This window comes from Mycobacterium sp. NGS69 (genome assembly GCF_059812165.1).
This window is the reverse complement of sequence record NZ_JCALCD010000003.1, coordinates 172,446-189,644: the sequence shown is the minus strand read 5'-3', so window position 1 is coordinate 189,644 and position 17,199 is coordinate 172,446. Positions and strand designations below refer to the sequence as shown.

Sequence of the window (17,199 nt, the reverse complement as noted above, 5' to 3'; positions counted from 1 at the left end):
TTCGGAAGTAGTTAATCTAATATTTAGCCGATATAACAAGCTTCCACCACTGTACGCTTCCCGCGATTCGCGGCAACCTTGACGGATGACGTACGCGGCCGCGGGAAAACGGGTGCTGATCACGGGTGCCTCGTCGGGCCTGGGGGCGGCCCTGGCCCGGAGGTTGGCGGAGCGAGGGGCGGTGGTGGGGCTGATCGCCCGGCGCCGGGATCGCCTGGCCGAGGTGCTGGCCGATTGCCGCCGAACCTCGCCGGGATCGGCGATGTGGGTGGCCGACCTGGCGGACACCGCGGCGCTGCGGGAGCTGGCGGCGCGGGCGTGGGACGCGCTCGGCGGCGTCGACGTGCTCATCAACAACGCCGCGATCCCGAAACGGCGCCCGGTCGCGGCCCTGGAGCCCGACGAGGTCGAGGACGTCATGCGGATCAACTTCTTCGCGCCGATGCGCCTCACGCTGGCCCTGCTGCCGCGGATGCTGGCGCGCGGTTCCGGCCTGATCGTCAACGTATCGAGCGTCGGCGGCCGGCTCGGCATCATCCACGAAACGGCTTACTGCGCAAGCAAGTTCGCGTTGTGCGGCTGGAGCGAGGCGATGGCCGTCGACCTGCACGGCAGCGGGGTCGCCGTGAAGCTGATCGAGCCGGGGCCGGTCGACACCGAGATCTGGGATCACCCGGGCAGCGAGGAACCCCTCTACCAGGGGCCAAAGGTGCCCGCCGACGAGGTGGCCGCGGGCATCGTCGAGGCGCTGGGCCGCGACGCGTTCGAGCACTACGTTCCGGACATGAAAGCGGTCGTGGACGCCAAGAACGCCGACCTCGACGCGTTCATCGCCGGCTCGGCCGGGATGGCCCCGCGATGAGGGCGCTGGTGTACGGCGTGCCGCCGGAGCCGTCGCCGGGGCCCGACGACGCCCTGACCCACAGCCCGGTCGCACTGCGGGAGGTCGCGGATCCGCAACTGCCGCACGCGGATTGGGTGCTGACCCGGCCGCGGCTGACCGGCATCTGCGGGTCGGACTCCAAGCAGATCCTGATGGACTTCGGCGAGGCCGACGCCGACAACGCGATGTCCGCGTTCTGTTCCTTTCCGCAAGTCATGGGGCACGAGGTGGTCGCCGACGTGGTGGCGATGGGGCCCGCGGCGCGCGGGCTGGAGGTCGGCCAGCGCGTGGTGCTCAACCCGTGGCTGTCCTGCGGGCCGCGCGGTATCGAACCACCCTGTCCCGCTTGCGAAAGCGGCGACTACAGCCTGTGCTGGAGCTTCACCGACGGCGACATCAAGCCCGGCATCCACACCGGGGTTTCGGCCGACGTGACCGGCGGCTACGCCGAGCTGATGCCCGCCCACGACAGCATGCTCTTCCCGGTCCCGGATTCCGTGCCCGACGAGCTGGCGGTGTTCGCGGACCCGTTTTCGGTGTCCCTGCACGCGATCACCCGCCACCCGCCGCCAGCCGAAGGCCGGGTGCTGGTGTACGGCGCCGGCTCGCTCGGCTTGTGCGCGGTCGCGATCCTGCGCGCGCTCTACCCGGGCGTGGCCGTCGCGGTGGTCGCGCGGTTCGCAGCTCAGCAGGAACTGGCCCGGCGGTTCGGCGCCGACCTGGTGCTAGACCACGAACCGCGCCTGGCCGTCATCGAGGAACTGACCGCGTGGGGCGGCGGCCGGCTGCGCCAGCCGCTGCTGGGCCTGCCGATGGCCTACCCGGGGGCGCTCGACGTCGTCTACGACACCGTCGGCAAGCCGGAGACGTTCGAGGTCGGGGTGCGGGTGCTGCGCTCGCGCGGGACGCTGGTGAAGGCCGGCGTGCACGCGCCCGGCCGCTGGGAGTGGAGTCCCTTGTATTTCAAGGAGATCAGCTGGGTGGGGTCGAACGCCTTCGGGGTCGAGGAGGTCGACGGCGAGCGCAAGCACGCCATCGCGCATTACCTGGACCTGGCCGCCGCTCGTCGGGTGGACCTGCGCCCCATGCTGACCCACACCTTCGGTCTCGAGCAGTGGCGCGAGGCCTTCCTGGCGATCGCCAATCAGGCCGACAGCGGCGCGGTCAAGGTCGCGTTCGACCAGCGTTAGGCCCGATGTCACGCACCCCGTAAATCGCGATGGCGACGGCGCGTTCGACCGCGACGCGCAGCTGTTGGCCATTGTCGCCCTCCTGCAGGCACACCAGCGCAGCGGCGATGGCCGCCCCCATGACCGAGCCGATGACGGCGGCGGCCGCCGCCGGGTCGAGCGTGTCGGGATAGGCGCCCTGCAGCGCCCCGGCGAGTTGGTTTTCGGCGAGGAAGTAGCGATGCAGCGTGGCCGCTTGGACGGCGGGCACCGACATGATCATCGGCAGCCGGACTCCGGCCAGGCCACCCTCGACCTCCTCGGTGAGGGCGTCGGCCAGCATGTGTTGCATCGCGGCCACGAGCACCTCGGCCATCGGGGCATCCGGTCCGCGCCGCTCGATCAGCGCAACCGCGGCGTCGATCCGCCGCGCCAGGTGGGGGAAAAGGACCTCGTCCTTGCTCGTGAAGTAGTTGAAGAAGGTCTTGGTGGAAACGCCTGCGGCCGCTGCGATCTCGGCCACCGTCGTCCGTTCGTAGCCCTTCTCCTCGAACAGGCGCATGGCCGCGGTGATTAGCTCCCGCCTGGTTTGCTGCCGCTTGCGTTCCCGCAGGCTTGTCCCGTCGGCCGTGATCGATCCTTTCCCAATTATTACAGTGGATATAAGCTTATATCAGATGTAATTTTCCTTGCATGGGCGCGCCGGAGAGGACTGGGTCATGCAGCGGTTCGAGGGCGCGGTGGCGATCGTCACCGGCGGCGGGATGGGTTTGGGCGAGGCGCTGAGTGAGGAACTCGGGCGTCGCGGTGCCACGGTCGTGGTCGCCGATATCGACGGCGACGCCGCCCGTCAGGTGGCGGGGCGCCTCGAGCAAAGCGGGGCGGACGCAGCTGCCGTGCGGGTGGACATGGCCGACGAAACCGAGGTGGCCAAGCTGGTCGACGGCACAGTGGCCGAATACGGACGCGTGGACTACATGATCAACAACGCCGGCATCGCGATCGGCGGGGATTCCCGCGACCTCTCGATGCAGCAGTGGCGCCGCGTGCTCGACGTCGACTTGCTCGGCGTGGTGTACGGCACGATGCACGCGTATCAGGTCATGGCGCGCCAGGGCCACGGCCACATTGTGAACATTTCATCGCTCAGTGGGCTGGTTCCGCAGCCGGGCAACGTTCCCTACTGCACCAGCAAGCATGGGATCGTGGGACTTTCGCTTTCGCTGCGCGCCGAGGGAGCGGACCTCGGCGTGCGGGTCAGCGCGGCATGCCCGGGCGACATGAAGACGAAAATCTACGACAACATGGTCGTGGTCAACATGCCGCGCGAGCGGGTGGCGACGCTGAGCCGGCGCACTCATTACCTGATGCCCCAGATGAGCGCGCCGGCCGCCGCCCGCGCGATACTGCGCGGTGTGGACCGCAACCGGCCGCTGATCGTGTTTCCCGCTGCGGTTCAGGTCATTTGGCACTTGTACCGCCGGTTCCCGGGCCTGTTCTATCGAATCAATGTCCACCGCATGAGGCTGTTTCGCGGCCTTCGGATTGATCAGGGGCGCGTGGCGCGGTAGTAGTTCAACCGCCCCAGGACGCGGTGCGGCGTCGACGCGAGCTCGGTGCACTCGAATCCCGCGGCGCTCAGTAGCCGGGGAATCGCGTCGCCCAGGTTGCCGGCCGCGTGGGGGTTGCGCCTGATCAGCCGAGCCATCGGACCGTGGTCGCCGGTGTCGCCGCCGATGTCGACGAGGTGCAGCCTGCCGCCCGGGCGCAGGACCCGGAAGATCTCCTCCGCGGCAGCGGTTTTCGCGTCTTCGTTGATGTGGTGCAGCATCATCGACGACAGCACCCGGTCGAACTCGCCGTCGGCGTAGGGCAGCCGCTCGGCGTAGCCGTGTTCGAAGCGGATGTCTTTCGATTTGCGCCGCGCCCGGTCCAGTGCCCTCGGGTCCGGGTCGCATCCCGTCACGTCGACGCCCGGGTGGGCGCGTTTGACGCGGGTGGTGAGATTGCCGGTGCCGCAACCGATTTCCAGTACGCGCTGGCCGTCGGCGAGTTCGGCCTGCGCGATCAGGGTGTCGTAGACCTTCGACATTCCCAACAGGCGGGCGAACAGGTCGTAGCAGGGCAGCAGCGCGTCGTGCCCGGCGGCCGGCAGGTAGTCATGTGGATGATGTTTTGTCATACTCATCATGATGAAACGCTAATTCACAGCTGAGTTGGCCGATCTTTGGCAAAACTAGGACTATCTTCCGCACCATGACCCAACCCGCTCGGATGATTCGGCACCGCAGGGGCGTGCCCATCTACGAGTATCGGACCGGTCCGGACACGCCTCCGGTGTCGGTGCTACGGGCCGGGCGGGAAGACCTGCCCGAGCAACGCCGCCACATTCACGAATTCCCGGCGCTCTGGTACACCCCCGATTCGGGCGTCGTGTATGTACTGGCGGCCGGCGCCGTGATCGACCCCGCCCAGGTGATGGGCCATGTCGATGTGGGGGTCGGCGTCTTCTTCGATCCCGCGGCGCTGGGCGAGGACGGGCGTTCGCCGTGGCCGGCATGGCGGGCGCATCCGCTGCTGTTCCCGTTCCTGCACGGTCGGTCCGGCGGACTGTTGCGGCTGGACGTGCCCGCGGACCGGCGGTCTGCGTGGGAGGGCGCGATCGCGTCGATCGAGACCGAGCTGACCGCGCGCCGGGACGGTTACCAGCAGGCGTCGCTGGCGCATCTCACGCTGCTGCTGATCGACCTCGCACGCCTCGCCGTCGACGTGGTCGGCGACCTGCGGCGCAGCGGTGAACCGCTGCTGGCCGAGGTGTTCGCGGTGATCGACCGGCGTCACGCCGAGCCGCTGTCGCTGCGCGACGTGGCCGGCGAACTCGGCGTCACGCCGGGGCACCTGACCACTGTGGTGCGGCGCCGCACCGGACGCACGGTGCAGGAGTGGATCATCGAACGCCGGATGGCCGAGGCCCGGACGTTGCTGGCCGACACGGATCTGCCGATCGCGGAGGTCGCCGGGCGGGTCGGGATCGGCGACCCCGGCTATTTCAGCCGGCTGTTCGGCCGGACGCAGGGCGCCTCGCCACGCGCGTGGCGCGGGTCAAACCGTTAATGCCCCTTTGGATCCGGCGATTGGCAGGTCGATCGGGGTGATGACGCCGGGTGCCGCGTCGCACACGAATGGTATGGCGTTCACCGCCGCGATGGCGGTGCTGTCCATCAACACGGTCATCACGTCGTCGCCGGGTTCGCCGAACCGGATCGTCGCGTCGACGCGCGGCTGCCCCTCGATCACCACGCTGAATCCCTTGGGGTCGGTCCATTTCGGGTCGAGCGCGTCGTCGCTCATCGTCCAGCAGATGGCCAGCTCGACGACCGGGCGCCCGCCGCGATGGCCGCGATAGGTTCGGCGCTGTCCGCCGGCCGTGCCGGCGGCGTAGTCCACCCACCCCAGATTCAGGTCCCGGGTCAGCACCGCGGGCTCGACGAATGCGTCCTTGGAGTCGAGCTCGACACCCAGCATGGCGGCGATCATGTCCAGCGTCTCGAAGTAGCCCAGGCCGTATCGTTGCGCCGCCGGGTCGAGATGCGTCACCGGCTCCCGTGGGGTTTTGCCGAATCCGAGCACCTTCCACACGTCCGGTACGGGATAGGTTGTGCAGTCCAGCGTTTCGACGAGCTTGACGCTGTGCACCCGCCGGCATGCGCCGGTGAGGAAGCCGGCCACGACATTGATGAAGCCCGGCTCGAATCCCGTTCCCAGAAACGTCGCGCCGCCGTGGTGCGCCGCCTCCTCGAGCGCCGGCAGTTCGACCGGGTGATGGGTCCCGGTCACGAAATCCCCTGTGGTGACGACGTTGATGCCGCAGCGCAGCATCCTGAGCACCAGGTCGTAGTCGATGGCGCGGGGCATGTAACACACGCAGTCGGGCCGGAGCTCGAACAACGCATCGGCGTCGTCGGTCGCGGCGACACCGACGGGGGCCTGGTCGGCCAGCTCACCCGCGTCGCGTCCCACCTTGTCGGAACCGAAGGCATGGACGCCGACCACGTCGAAGTCGTCGCGCTCGAGCAGGGCGCCGAGCGCCCGCCTGCCGATGTTGCCGGTCGACCACTGGACCACTCGGTACGCCATGGCTCACACCGTATCCGTGTCCAGCCACTGATCGACCTCGAATCGGTCCTCGACGGCGCGGATCGTCGCACCGCCGTGGCCCGGGTAGTGCGCGGGTATCACGGCGGCCTTCGTCTCGACGGCCTCGGTGAATATCCGGCGGCGGGTCACCGCGGCGGCCGGCGCGTCGACGTCGAAGGCGCAGGCGTCGGCGGGCCGGCGCAGTTGCAGGGGGCTGTGGGTTAGGTCGCCGACGAAGACCGCGGGCCGGCCCGCGTCGAGCCACAGCACCGAGGATCCCGGCGTGTGCCCGGGCGCGGGCCGCAGCCGCAGCGACGGGCTGATCTGGTAGTCGTCCGACCACTGGACGAGCTGGCCATCGATGGGCGCGACGCTGTCGGCGAACACGAGCTGGTTGCCGGGATCCTGGCCCGCGGGCCCGTCGGGGCAGAAGTGGCGGTAGTCGGCCGCCGGCATCAGGTATCGGGCGTTGGGGAACGTCGGCACCCAGGCGCCGTCGTCGAGCATGGTGTTCCACCCGACGTGATCGGAGTGGATGTGCGTGTTGACCACGACGTCGACGGCGTCGCGGTCGATGCCCGCCGCCTGCAGCGCCGCCAGGAAGCCGGTGTTCAGGTGGTCCAGGGGCGGCATGTGCGGGCGCATGCGGTCGTTGCCGACGCCGGTGTCCACGACCACGGTCAGCCCGTCGACCTCGATCACCCAGCTCTGGACCGCGATGTGCCACTGATCGGTCGCGGGATCGAAGAAGTCCGGCACCAGCAGGTCGGCGTTGTCCCGCCATCCCGACGGCGGCGTCTGCGGGAAACAGTGCGTGCCCAGGTCGAATTGGAGTTCGGCCACGCGCGCCACGCTCGCGTGGCCGAACCGGACCCGGCTCATCTAGGCGTTGGCGCGCAGGTAGTCGTACACGCCGGCAAAGTTGCGGTTCACCTCGTCGGGGATGGGCACCGGGCCACCGAGAGCCCTTGCACCCCATACGATTTGGGCGGTCCGCTCGACCAGCGCGGTGATGTGCAGGACCTTGTCGGGTCGCGGGCCCACGGCGACCAGGCCGTGGTTGGCGATCAACGCGGCGCCGCGGCCCTCGAGCGCCTTGACCGCGTTGGTGCCGACCTCGGGCGTGCCGGACGCCGCGTAGTCGGTGCAGCGGACCTCCCCGCCGCAGTAGACGGCGAACTCGTCGATGCAGGCCGGAATGGGTTGGTGCGCAATGGCGAACATCGTCGCCCACACCGGGTGGCTGTGGATGACGCTGCCGATGTCGTCGAAGGCCTGGTAGCACGCCAGGTGCAGCTTCGCCTCCGACGACGGGAAGCGGCCCTCGGCGGCGTGCACCACCTCGCCCTGCGGGTCGATCAGCACGAGGTCGTCCAGCTCCATGTCGCGGTAGTCGACCGACGACGGCGTGATGACGATGTTGCCGTCGGAGCGGCGCGCCGAGATGTTGCCGGCGGTCCCCTCGACCAGGCCGCGGCGCAGCATGTCCTTGGCCGCGTCCAGCACGGCGTCTTCGGGGTTCGCCACCGATTTCATGGGCCCAACACCTCCGGGTTGACGATATGGGTGGGCGTCTTGCCGCTCAGCAGCGCTTCCAGGTCGTCGGCCACCATCTGCGCCTGCCGGGCCTCAGTGTTCCACGTCGCCCCGCCGATGTGGGGCGTCAGCACGACATTCGGCATGGAAGTCAACGGGTGATCGGCCGGCAGCCATTCGCCGACGAAGTGGTCCAGGCCGGCGGCGGCCACCTTGCCGGCGCGCAGCGCGTCGACCAGCGCGTCGGTGTCGTGCAGCTGGGCCCGGGCGGTGTTGAGGAAGACCACGCCGTCGCGCATGGCCGCGAACTGCTGCGCGCCGATCATGCCCGCGGTGTCGTCGGTGACGGGCGCGTGCAGGGACACCACGTCGGACTCGGCCAGCAGCTCGTCGAGGCCGTGCCGGGCCTCGTCGTTGTACGGGTCGTGGGCGATCACCCGCATGCCCAGCCCGGCCAGCCGCCACCGGGTGGCGCGGCCGACGGCGCCGAGGCCCACCAACCCGGCGGTGCGCCCGGCGATCTCCCAGCCACGGAACCGCTGATACGGGATGGTGCCGTCGCGAAAGATGTTGCCGCCGCGGACATCCGCGTCGGCGGTCAGCAGGTGCCGCGTCGCGGCCAGCAGCAGGGCCACCGCCATCTCGGCGACCGCGTCGGCGTTGCGGGCCGGGGTGTTCAGCACCGGGACGCCGGCCGCGGTGGCCCCGTCGATGTCGACGTTGTTCGGGTCGCCGCGGGTCGAGGCTACGGCGATCAGGCCCTGCTCGAACACCGGGCCACGGACCGAGTCGCCCTCCACCACAACGACATCGGCGGATTCGGCGGCGATCCGCTCGGCCAGCTGCTCGGGGCTGTAGATCCGCAGCGGGGTCTGCTCGATCCAGGGGTCGTACACCACGTCGGCCAGCTGCCGGAGCTTGTCGAACCCCGGGCCCCGCAGCGGCGCGGTGACCAGGGCGCGCGGTCTTGATGTCACAGACGCCAATGCTGGCGTACGGTGACGCCCGTGTCACGTGATGGCGTCACAATCGGCGTCGATGTCGGCAGCACCGCCGTCAAGGCGGTGGCCGCCGACGCGGACGGCCGGGTGACCGCGCGGTTGCGCATTCCACACCAGCTGCGCGTGCCGGCGCCCGATCGGCTCGAGCACGACGCCGACGAGGCGTGGCGGCGGGGGCCGGTGGCGGCGCTGGAGCGCCTTGCCCCCGCACCCGACGTCCGCGCCGTGGCCGTGTCGGCGATGGTGCCGTCGCTGACCGCCGTCGACGCCGGGGGTCGCCCGCTGACCCCCGGGCTGCTGTACGGCGATGCAAGGGGCCGGGTCCCGGGCTCCGACGACAAGCCGCTCCCGGCGCTGGGCGAGGCCGCCGAATTCCTGCGCTGGACGACGGCCCAGGCGCCCGGCGCGGCCGGGTACTGGCCCGCGCCCGCGGTGGCCAACCACGCGCTGGCGGGCGAGGCGGTGATGGACGTCGCGACCGCCGCCACCGCCTTCCCGCTGTTCGACGGGACCGGCTGGGACCCGGCGGCCTGCGCCGACTGCGGCGCGACCGTCGAGCAGATGCCCCGGGTGGAGACGATCGGCACCGCGGCGGGACAGCTCCCCGGTTCGGGCGCCGTGCTGGCGATCGGCGCCATCGACGCCCTGTGCGAACAGATCGTGGCCGGCGCCGACCGCGACGGCGACGTGCTGGTGCTGTGCGGCACCACCCTGATCGTGTGGAACACGATCGCCGAGGCGCGGCAGGTGCCCGGCCTGTGGACCATCCCGCACACCGCCCCCGGCAAAAGCCAGATCGGGGGCGCCAGCAACGCGGGCGGCCTGTTCCTCGGCTGGGTGGAGCGCCTGCTCGGCCCGGGCGATCCGGGCACCGCCGATCCGCGCCGCGTGCCGGTCTGGTCGCCCTACATCCGTGGCGAGCGCACGCCGTTCCACGATCCGGATCGCCGGGCCGTGCTCGACGCCCTCGACCTCACCCACGACCCGGCCGCGGTGCGGCGCGCCGCCTACGAGGCGGCGGGCTTCGTCGTGCGTCAACTCATCGAGCTGGGCGGGGCGCCGGTGGCGCGCATCGTCGCCTCCGGAGGCGGCACCCGGGTGGGGCCGTGGATGCAGGCCATCGCCGACGCCACCGGCCGGCCGGTGGAGGTGTCCGCGGTGGCCGAGGGCGCGGCGCTGGGCGCCGCCTTCCTGGGCCGGATGGCGGCCGGCCTGGAGACCTCGATCACCGACGCGGGCCGGTGGGCCCGCACCGAACGCGTCGTCGAGCCCGATCCCGCCTGGGCGGCGCCTACCGCCGAGCGCTACCAACGGTTCCTGGAACTGGGAAACCAACGATCTAGCGCGATATGCCCGGTGGCGTTCTAAAGCGTGTCGAACAACTGGGTGCGGTCGAGTCTGCGGAGTAGTAGGGCGATTTGACTGAGGTAGAGGAATCCTTCTGGGCGGCGAGGGTGATTTCGTAGTGGCGGTCGATGCAGCGGCAGTGGTTGATGCAGTCGTTAGTGCGTTCGACTACCCAGCGTCGCGGTTGGACGATGAAGCCGTGGTCTGGCTTCGGCCAGGAGACCACCTCGACGCTGACATCGGCCTTGGCCGCGGCGGTGGTGACGGCCTGCACGTCGTGGCCCTTGTCCACCCCCACGTGGCTGATGGTCGGCGCGACCTGCTTCGCCTTACGCAGCAGGGTGGGGTATGCAGCCAGGTCCTGCACGTCGGCTGGTGTGACGATAGCGGCGACCGGGGCCCAGGCGGTTTCGACGAGCCGTGCCGTTTGACGCCGTCAACCTCCTTCGCGCCGTCGAAGCCGCGCGGCCCGGCCACCGGCGATCTTTGACCGACTCGGTTGCATGACTGTCGATGGTGATCAGATGGTCCGATACATCCGTGCTGGCCAGGGCAGTTTGTCGGTGTTGTGTGGAACGCTGATCGGTGATGGCTCGCCACACCACATTTCGGTTCTGTCTCGACCCGACGGTCGAGCAGTACGAGGTGCTCGAACGGCATGCGGGAGCGGCGCGGTTTGCGTTCAACCAGTGCCTGCGCATCGTGAAAATCGCTCTGACTCGACGTAAGACCGACGCGGACGTTGACGTGCCCTGGACGGGGTTTGATCTGATCAACACATTCAACGCGTGGAAGAAAACCGAGGACGCGGGGCGGGTGTTCACCGTCGATGCCGCCGGCGACGCTGAGGTAGTGGTGACAGGCCTGTCCTGGCGGGCCGAGGTGTGCCAGCAGGTGTTCGAGGAAGCCGCCGTCGATCTCGGCAGGGGATTGTCGGCCTGGTCGGATTCACGCTCGGGCAAGCGCAAAGGCCGTCGCGTCGGGTTCCCGCGGTTTAAGAAGAAGACTGCGGATGTCCCGTCGTTTCGGTTGCGCAACAAGCACCCCAAGGGCAAACCGGCCGCGATCCGAGTTGGGGATAATCACCGGCCCCGTTCGCTCACGTTGCCCGGTATCGGGCACATCGCTGTCCAAGACGACACCCGTCGGCTACGCCGCATGCTCACCGCGAATCGCGCCAAGATCTGCTTTGCGACCGTTAGCTGCCGTCGCGGCCGGTGGTGGGTATCGCTCAACGTTGAGGCCGCCGACCTGCATCCCGCCCGTCAGCACCCAGTCCCACCCGAGGATGCTGCTAGCTGGGTCGGCGTGGACCGCGGCCTGTCGGCCTTTTTGGTGGCCGCCACCGCCGATGGCGCCGAGGTCGCGCGCATCAGTGACGCACCCAAAGCGTTGTCCGGTGGGCTCAAACAGCAGCGACGCTTGTCGAAGTCATTGTCACGCAAGAAGAAAGGATCAGAGCGTCGAAAGGATGCCGCTGCCAGACTGGGTCGGCATCATCACCGTGTTGCCAACGTGCGCCGCCATTTCCTGCACCAGGTGTCCAATGAGTTGGTCAAGACCCACGACCGGCTCGTCATCGAGAACCTCAACGTGACCGGAATGCTGCGCAACCATCGGCTGGCCCGCGCCATCTCCGATGCCAGCTGGTCAGAGTTTGCCCGCCTCCTCAAATACAAACAGATGTGGCGCGGTGGGCAGCTCGTCGAAGCCGACCGCTGGTATCCCTCGACCCGGCTATGCCCCCACTGCGGGGCGGTCGACAGCGCGATGACACTCGCCGATCGGGTCTTCACCTGTGGTTGCGGGCACACCGTTGACCGTGACCGAAACGCGGCTACGAACCTAGCCCGCTGGGGCCACGCCCATCACGACCCCTCGCGATCCCCGGACCCCCAAGCAGGAGGCCGGGCCAACAATGTCCGCCGACGGGACGGCGCTGGCCAACACCCTCGTGTTGGTGAAACCGTTCCGAATGACGCGGGAACCGACGTTCACACCGCACCCGCGGCCTGAACCGACGACGCCCGAGAAGGGCGGTGCCGAACACTCACCAGAGTCGTTCGACACGCTTTAGGCTGGTGCAATGACTGACCAAGACCGCAAAGCCGCCCGTCGGGAGATCGCCGACGCACTGTTGAAAGCCCTCGAGCGCCGGCACGAAATCGCCGACGTCGTGGTGGAGTCCGAGGACAAGGCGGCGGCGGTCGAGGCCATCGTCCGCCTGCTCGACACGTCCCACCTGGCCGCCGAGGCGGTGATGGGCATGTCGTTCGCGCAGCTGACTATCGACTCGCGCCGAAAGATCCTGGCCGAGCTCGAGGACTTGAACAAGCAGCTGAGCTTCACCCTGGGGGAGCGGCCCGCGAGCTCGGGGGAGACCCTCGAGCTTCGGCCGTTCTCCGCCGCCGCCGACCGCGACATCTTCGCCGCCCGCACCGAGGACGTCGGCGCCGCGGGCGACGGGTCCGGCGGGCCGGCGGGCAACCTCGACGACGAGATCCGTGCGGCGCTGGGCCGGGTCGGCGACGAGGAGGCCGCGTGGTTCGTCGCGGTCGACTCGGGCGAGAAGGTCGGGATGGTGTTCGGCGAGCTGCTCGGCGGCGAGGTGAACGTGCGGATCTGGATTCACCCGGAGCACCGCAAGAAGGGTTACGGCACCGCCGCACTGCGCAAGTCGCGCACGGAGCTGGCGTGGTGCTTCCCCGCCGTGCCGCTGGTGGTCCGGACGCCGCCGGCCAAGCCGAGCTAGCCCCGGGTCGCGGTGACGGCGATGATGTTTCGCAGCTGCGATTCCTCGTCGTCGGGGAAGACGCGGCCGTAGTCGGCGAAGAACTCCCGCCGTGGCCGGGTGCCCACCTGCCAGCCCTTGCCGGCCAGGTAGTCGACGACGTTGCTGCGCTCGCCGTCGAAGAACAGCCCGGACAGGTCGATGTCGCAGCCCAAATTGGCCCACCGCTGGTTGAATTGCTGCGCGCGTTGCGACATAGAGCGGCCGGTGTCGCCGTGGTATTCGGTGGCCAGCTTGCTGCCGGGCGCGCTGAGCTCGGTGACGTTGTCGAAGAGCCGGTCCTGGGCGTCGGGCGGAAGGTACATCAGCAAACCTTCGGCGCTCCAGGACGTCGGCTGCGACGGGTCAAACCCGCTGCGGCGCAACGCTTCCGGCCAATCGTCTCGCAGGTCGACGGCGACGGTGCGCCGGTCCGCGGTCGGGGCGGCGCCCAGGTTGGCCATCGCGGCGGTCTTGAACTCGACGACCTTGGGCTGGTCGACCTCGTAGACCACGCTGCCGGGCGGCCAGGCCAGCCGGTAGGCGCGCACGTCGAGGCCGGCGGCCAGAATCACCGACTGGCGGATGCCGTCGCGGGCGGAGTTGAGGAAGAAGTCGTCGAAGAAGCGGGTCCGCACCGCGATCGAGTCGGTCTCGAGTTGCAGGTCCCGTTCGCCCCCGTCGTCCGCGCCCGGGGCGACCTCGCCGTCGATCAGGCGGACGAAGAAGCCGAGGCCGACCGCGCGCACCAGCGGCGCCGCAAAAGGGTCGTCGATGATCGCGTCGGGCTCCGTGCTGGCCACCGCGCGGGCCGCGGCGACCATCGTCGCCGTCGCGCCGACGCTCGAGGCCAAATCCCAGCTGTCCTGATCGGTTCGCGTCATGGTGCTCCCACTTATTTAGCCAATGCAATGAGCCACCGAAACTCTACGCCTCGCGGCTGACGGCAAAGGGTGGCAAAGGGTGTGGCAAAGGGTGTTGAAAGGACCTGCCCGATTCAGCTGTTAGTCTCGTACACGGTTTGACGCGCGGCGCCGTACGTCCTGGCCTGCGGGTGTTAGGCGCGAGACGCAGGACGCAGGAGGAAGAGTGCTTTCGGCTTTCATCTCATCGCTGCGGACAGTCGACCTGAGACGGAAGATCCTCTTCACGCTTGGCATCGTCCTTCTCTATCGGGTCGGCGCCGCATTGCCCTCACCGGGTGTGAACTACCCGAACGTGCAGCAGTGCATCAAGGAGGCGAGCGGCGGCGAGGCCGGGCAGATCTACTCGCTGATCAACCTGTTCTCCGGCGGCGCGCTGCTCAAGCTCACGGTGTTCGCCGTGGGCGTAATGCCCTACATCACGGCGAGCATCATCGTGCAGCTATTGACCGTGGTCATCCCCCGCTTCGAGGAATTGCGCAAAGAGGGCCAGTCCGGCCAGGCGAAGATGACCCAGTACACCCGGTATCTGGCCATCGCGCTGGCCGTCCTGCAGGCCACCAGCATCGTGGCGCTGGCGGCCAACGGCGGGCTGCTGCAGGGCTGCTCGCTGGACATCATCGCCGACCAGAAGATCTTCACGCTCGTCGTCATCGTGCTGGTGATGACGGCGGGGGCGGCGCTGGTGATGTGGATGGGCGAGCTGGTCACCGAACGCGGGATCGGCAACGGCATGTCGCTGCTGATCTTCGTCGGCATCGCCGCGCGCATCCCGGCGGAGGGCAAGTCCATCCTGGACAGCCGCGGCGGGATCATCTTCGCGGCCGTCTGCGGCGCCGCGCTGCTCATCATCGTCGGCGTGGTCTTCGTCGAGCAGGGCCAGCGCCGGATCCCGGTGCAATACGCCAAGCGCATGGTGGGCCGGCGCATGTACGGCGGAACGTCGACGTATTTGCCGCTAAAGGTCAACCAGGCCGGCGTCATCCCGGTCATTTTCGCGTCGTCGCTGATCTACATTCCGCACCTGATCACCCAGCTGATCCGCAGCGGCAGCGGCGGCGTGGGCAACAGTTGGTGGGACAAGTTCGTCGGCAGCTACCTGTCGGACCCGAGCGATCCGGTCTACATCAGCATCTACTTCGGCCTCATCATCTTCTTCACGTACTTCTACGTGTCGATCACGTTCAACCCCGACGAGCGTGCCGACGAGATGAAGAAGTTCGGCGGCTTCATTCCCGGCATCCGGCCGGGCAAGCCGACCGCGGATTATCTGCGTTACGTGCTGAGCAGGATCACGCTGCCGGGCTCGATCTACCTGGGTGCCATTTCCGTTTTGCCCAACCTGTTCCTGCAGATCGGCAATGGCGGAGCGGTTCAGAATTTGCCGTTTGGCGGTACGGCGGTTTTGATCATGATTGGTGTCGGTTTGGATACGGTCAAGCAAATCGAGAGCCAACTCATGCAGCGCAACTACGAAGGGTTCCTCAAGTGAGAGTGGTTTTGCTGGGACCGCCCGGGGCGGGCAAGGGGACGCAGGCCGAAAAGCTCGCCGAAAAGCTTGGCATCCCGCAAATCTCCACCGGGGAGCTCTTCCGGAACAACATCGAAAACGGGACCAAACTCGGTGTGGAGGCCAAGCGCTACCTGGACGCCGGCGACCTGGTGCCCTCCGAGCTGACCAACCAGCTCGTCGACGACCGGCTCGACGATTCGGACTGCGCCAAAGGCTTCATCCTGGACGGTTACCCGCGCTCGCTCGAGCAGGCCAAGGCGCTGCACGAGATGCTCGAGCGCCGCGGCTGCGACATCGACGCGGTGGTCGAATTCCGCGTCTCGCAGGACGAGCTGCTGCAGCGACTCAAAGGCCGCGGCCGCGCCGACGACACCGACGACGTCATCCTCAACCGCATGAAGGTCTACCGCGACGAGACCGCGCCGCTGCTGGAGTACTACAGCGACCAACTGAAGACGGTCGACGCGGTCGGCACGGTGGACGAGGTGTTCGCCCGCGCGCTGCAAGCGCTGGGCAAGTAATCATGAGCGCGCTGGCGCGGCTGCGGAGTCGCAGGGTCGTGCCGCAGCGCAGCCCCGGTGAGCTCGACGCGATGGCGGCGGCCGGCGCCGTGGTGGCGGCCGCCCTGCACGCGGTCCATGCCGCCGCGGTCGCGGGGGCGTCCACCCTGAGCCTGGACGAAATCGCCGAGTCCGTGATCCGCGAGGCCGGGGCCGTGCCGTCGTTCCTGGGCTATCACGGCTACCCGGCGTCGATCTGCGCGTCGGTCAACGACCGGGTGGTGCACGGCATCCCGTCCGCCGCGGAGATCCTGGCCCCCGGTGACCTGGTCTCCATCGACTGCGGCGCGGTGCTGGACGGCTGGCACGGCGACGCCGCCATCACCTTCGGGGTCGGCGCGCTGGACGCGGCCGACGAGGCGCTCTGCGACGCGACCAGGGCGTCGCTGCAGGCCGGCATCGCGGCGATGGTCGTCGGCAACCGGCTGACCGACGTGGCGCACGCCATCGAAACGGGCACGCGCGCCGCCGCGGCCCGCTACGGGCTCGGGTTCGGGATCGTGGAGGGTTACGGCGGCCACGGCATCGGCCGGCAAATGCACATGGACCCGTTCCTGCCCAACGAGGGCTCGCCCGGGCGGGGACCCCTGCTGGCCCCGGGCTCGGTGCTCGCAATCGAACCGATGCTGACGCTGGGAACCAGCAAAACCAGGGTGCTCGACGACGAATGGACAGTCACGACCGCCGACGGGTCGCGCGCGGCGCATTGGGAGCACACCGTCGCGGTGACCGAAACCGGGCCGCGCATCTTGACCCTCGCCTGAACTAAACGCCTGCTCCACTCGTTTCAGAGGGCAGGAGGTGATCGAGTGGCTCGTGTGGCCGGTACTCGGGGGGCGTCCGGGGCTGCCGAGGCCGCTCTGATGAAGGCGCTCTACGACGAACATGCCGCGGTCTTGTGGCGCTATGCGCTCCGGTTGACGGGGGATGCCAGCCAGGCCGAGGACGTTGTCCAGGAGACGCTGTTGCGGGCCTGGCAGCATCCGGAGGTCATCGGCGACACCGAGAGATCGGCGCGGGCGTGGTTGTTCACCGTCGCCCGCAACATGATCATCGACGACCGACGCAGCGCCAGGTACCGCAACGTCGTCGGTTCGCTGGACGAATCGGGGGCGCCCGAACAATCGACGCCCGACGAGGTGAACGCGGCGCTGGACCGGCTGCTGATAGCCGAGGCCATGACGCAGCTGTCCGCCGAACACCGGGCGGTGATCGACCGGTCCTACTACCGCGGTTGGACGACCGCGCAGATTGCTGCGGACCTCGAGATCGCCGAAGGAACAGTGAAGTCGCGACTACACTATGCCGTGCGGGCATTGCGGCTCACTCTGCAGGAACTTGGAGTCACGCGATGACCATC

The 17,199-nt window shown here is 68.8% G+C and carries 19 protein-coding genes; 11 read left to right on the top strand and 8 right to left on the bottom strand.

Annotated elements, in window-relative coordinates; genetic code table 11:
- The first annotated feature begins 85 nt into the window (after positions 1-85).
- Together AC5Y2S_RS10135 and AC5Y2S_RS10130 are read left to right on the top strand one after the other, a co-directional pair.
- Entirely contained in the window at positions 86-862 is a 777-nt protein-coding gene (locus AC5Y2S_RS10135) for an SDR family NAD(P)-dependent oxidoreductase (RefSeq protein ID WP_499955986.1), read from the top strand.
- A complete protein-coding gene (locus tag AC5Y2S_RS10130; protein WP_499955984.1) occupies positions 859-2,073 on the top strand; it encodes a zinc-dependent alcohol dehydrogenase in 1,215 nt (404 codons plus the stop codon). The genes AC5Y2S_RS10135 and AC5Y2S_RS10130 overlap by 4 nt, the downstream gene beginning before the upstream one ends.
- Here AC5Y2S_RS10130 and AC5Y2S_RS10125 read toward each other — a convergent pair.
- Entirely contained in the window at positions 2,048-2,626 is a 579-nt protein-coding gene (locus tag AC5Y2S_RS10125) for a TetR/AcrR family transcriptional regulator (protein ID WP_499956512.1), read from the bottom strand. The two genes, AC5Y2S_RS10130 and AC5Y2S_RS10125, sit on opposite strands and share 26 nt — an antisense overlap.
- A gap of 145 nt (positions 2,627-2,771) precedes the next feature.
- Between AC5Y2S_RS10125 and AC5Y2S_RS10120 the strand changes: the two genes are divergently transcribed.
- Positions 2,772-3,623 (top strand): SDR family NAD(P)-dependent oxidoreductase, encoded by an 852-nt coding sequence (locus AC5Y2S_RS10120; RefSeq protein ID WP_499955983.1) that lies wholly within the window; start codon positions 2,772-2,774, stop codon positions 3,621-3,623.
- On the opposite strand, the gene AC5Y2S_RS10115 is transcribed toward AC5Y2S_RS10120, so the two are convergent.
- Positions 3,602-4,234 carry a class I SAM-dependent methyltransferase gene (locus tag AC5Y2S_RS10115; RefSeq protein WP_499955982.1) on the bottom strand — a complete coding sequence of 211 codons (633 nt, stop codon included), beginning with the start codon at positions 4,232-4,234 and terminating at the stop codon, positions 3,602-3,604. The genes AC5Y2S_RS10120 and AC5Y2S_RS10115 overlap by 22 nt on opposite strands.
- A gap of 74 nt (positions 4,235-4,308) precedes the next feature.
- Between AC5Y2S_RS10115 and AC5Y2S_RS10110 the strand changes: the two genes are divergently transcribed.
- The gene (locus tag AC5Y2S_RS10110; protein WP_499955981.1) at positions 4,309-5,166 is read left to right on the top strand and encodes a helix-turn-helix transcriptional regulator; all 858 of its coding nucleotides are present in this window, start codon (positions 4,309-4,311) and stop codon (positions 5,164-5,166) included.
- Here AC5Y2S_RS10110 and AC5Y2S_RS10105 read toward each other — a convergent pair.
- From AC5Y2S_RS10105 to AC5Y2S_RS10090, 4 genes are read right to left on the bottom strand one after another with little or no spacing between them, the layout of a single operon-like run.
- Entirely contained in the window at positions 5,155-6,189 is a 1,035-nt protein-coding gene (locus tag AC5Y2S_RS10105; RefSeq protein WP_499955980.1) for an NAD(P)H-dependent amine dehydrogenase family protein, read from the bottom strand. The genes AC5Y2S_RS10110 and AC5Y2S_RS10105 overlap by 12 nt on opposite strands.
- Positions 6,190-6,192: 3 nt before the next feature.
- Positions 6,193-7,071, bottom strand: coding sequence for an MBL fold metallo-hydrolase (locus AC5Y2S_RS10100; protein ID WP_499955979.1), 879 nt, complete (start codon positions 7,069-7,071; stop codon positions 6,193-6,195).
- Complete coding sequence (locus AC5Y2S_RS10095) at positions 7,072-7,725, bottom strand: L-fuculose-phosphate aldolase (RefSeq protein WP_499955978.1); 654 nt, start codon at positions 7,723-7,725, stop codon at positions 7,072-7,074.
- The gene (locus tag AC5Y2S_RS10090; RefSeq protein WP_499955976.1) at positions 7,722-8,702 is read right to left on the bottom strand and encodes an NAD(P)-dependent oxidoreductase; all 981 of its coding nucleotides are present in this window, start codon (positions 8,700-8,702) and stop codon (positions 7,722-7,724) included. Before AC5Y2S_RS10090 ends, AC5Y2S_RS10095 begins: the two co-directional genes overlap by 4 nt.
- 30 nt (positions 8,703-8,732) lie before the next feature.
- Here AC5Y2S_RS10090 and AC5Y2S_RS10085 point away from each other — a divergent pair, with 30 nt between their 5' ends.
- Positions 8,733-10,094: a xylulokinase gene (locus AC5Y2S_RS10085; RefSeq protein WP_499955974.1), complete on the top strand. Its 1,362-nt coding sequence runs from the start codon at positions 8,733-8,735 to the stop codon at positions 10,092-10,094.
- Here the strand turns inward: AC5Y2S_RS10085 and AC5Y2S_RS10080 are convergent.
- Positions 10,066-10,458, bottom strand: coding sequence for a transposase family protein (locus AC5Y2S_RS10080; RefSeq protein WP_499956511.1), 393 nt, complete (start codon positions 10,456-10,458; stop codon positions 10,066-10,068). The genes AC5Y2S_RS10085 and AC5Y2S_RS10080 overlap by 29 nt on opposite strands.
- Before the next feature lie 203 nt (positions 10,459-10,661).
- Here AC5Y2S_RS10080 and AC5Y2S_RS10075 point away from each other — a divergent pair, with 203 nt between their 5' ends.
- The gene (locus tag AC5Y2S_RS10075) at positions 10,662-12,089 is read left to right on the top strand and encodes an RNA-guided endonuclease InsQ/TnpB family protein (RefSeq protein WP_499955972.1); all 1,428 of its coding nucleotides are present in this window, start codon (positions 10,662-10,664) and stop codon (positions 12,087-12,089) included.
- 70 nt (positions 12,090-12,159) lie between these two features.
- Positions 12,160-12,825 (top strand): GNAT family N-acetyltransferase, encoded by a 666-nt coding sequence (locus AC5Y2S_RS10070; RefSeq protein WP_499955970.1) that lies wholly within the window; start codon positions 12,160-12,162, stop codon positions 12,823-12,825.
- Here the strand turns inward: AC5Y2S_RS10070 and AC5Y2S_RS10065 are convergent.
- Positions 12,822-13,727: a class I SAM-dependent methyltransferase gene (locus tag AC5Y2S_RS10065; RefSeq protein WP_499955968.1), complete on the bottom strand. Its 906-nt coding sequence runs from the start codon at positions 13,725-13,727 to the stop codon at positions 12,822-12,824. The genes AC5Y2S_RS10070 and AC5Y2S_RS10065 overlap by 4 nt on opposite strands.
- A 205-nt stretch (positions 13,728-13,932) precedes the next feature.
- On the opposite strand from AC5Y2S_RS10065, the gene secY reads away from it, so the two are divergent.
- From secY to AC5Y2S_RS10045, 4 genes are read left to right on the top strand one after another with little or no spacing between them, the layout of a single operon-like run.
- A complete protein-coding gene (secY, locus tag AC5Y2S_RS10060) occupies positions 13,933-15,258 on the top strand; it encodes a preprotein translocase subunit SecY (RefSeq protein ID WP_499901670.1) in 1,326 nt (441 codons plus the stop codon).
- Positions 15,255-15,800, top strand: a complete 546-nt coding sequence (locus tag AC5Y2S_RS10055) for an adenylate kinase (protein ID WP_499955966.1) — start codon at positions 15,255-15,257, stop codon at positions 15,798-15,800. Before secY ends, AC5Y2S_RS10055 begins: the two co-directional genes overlap by 4 nt.
- 2 nt (positions 15,801-15,802) lie before the next feature.
- Positions 15,803-16,603 (top strand): type I methionyl aminopeptidase, encoded by an 801-nt coding sequence (gene map, locus AC5Y2S_RS10050; protein ID WP_499955964.1) that lies wholly within the window; start codon positions 15,803-15,805, stop codon positions 16,601-16,603.
- Between the two features lie 45 nt (positions 16,604-16,648).
- A complete protein-coding gene (locus AC5Y2S_RS10045; RefSeq protein WP_499879180.1) occupies positions 16,649-17,194 on the top strand; it encodes a sigma-70 family RNA polymerase sigma factor in 546 nt (181 codons plus the stop codon).
- Positions 17,195-17,199 lie beyond the last annotated feature (5 nt).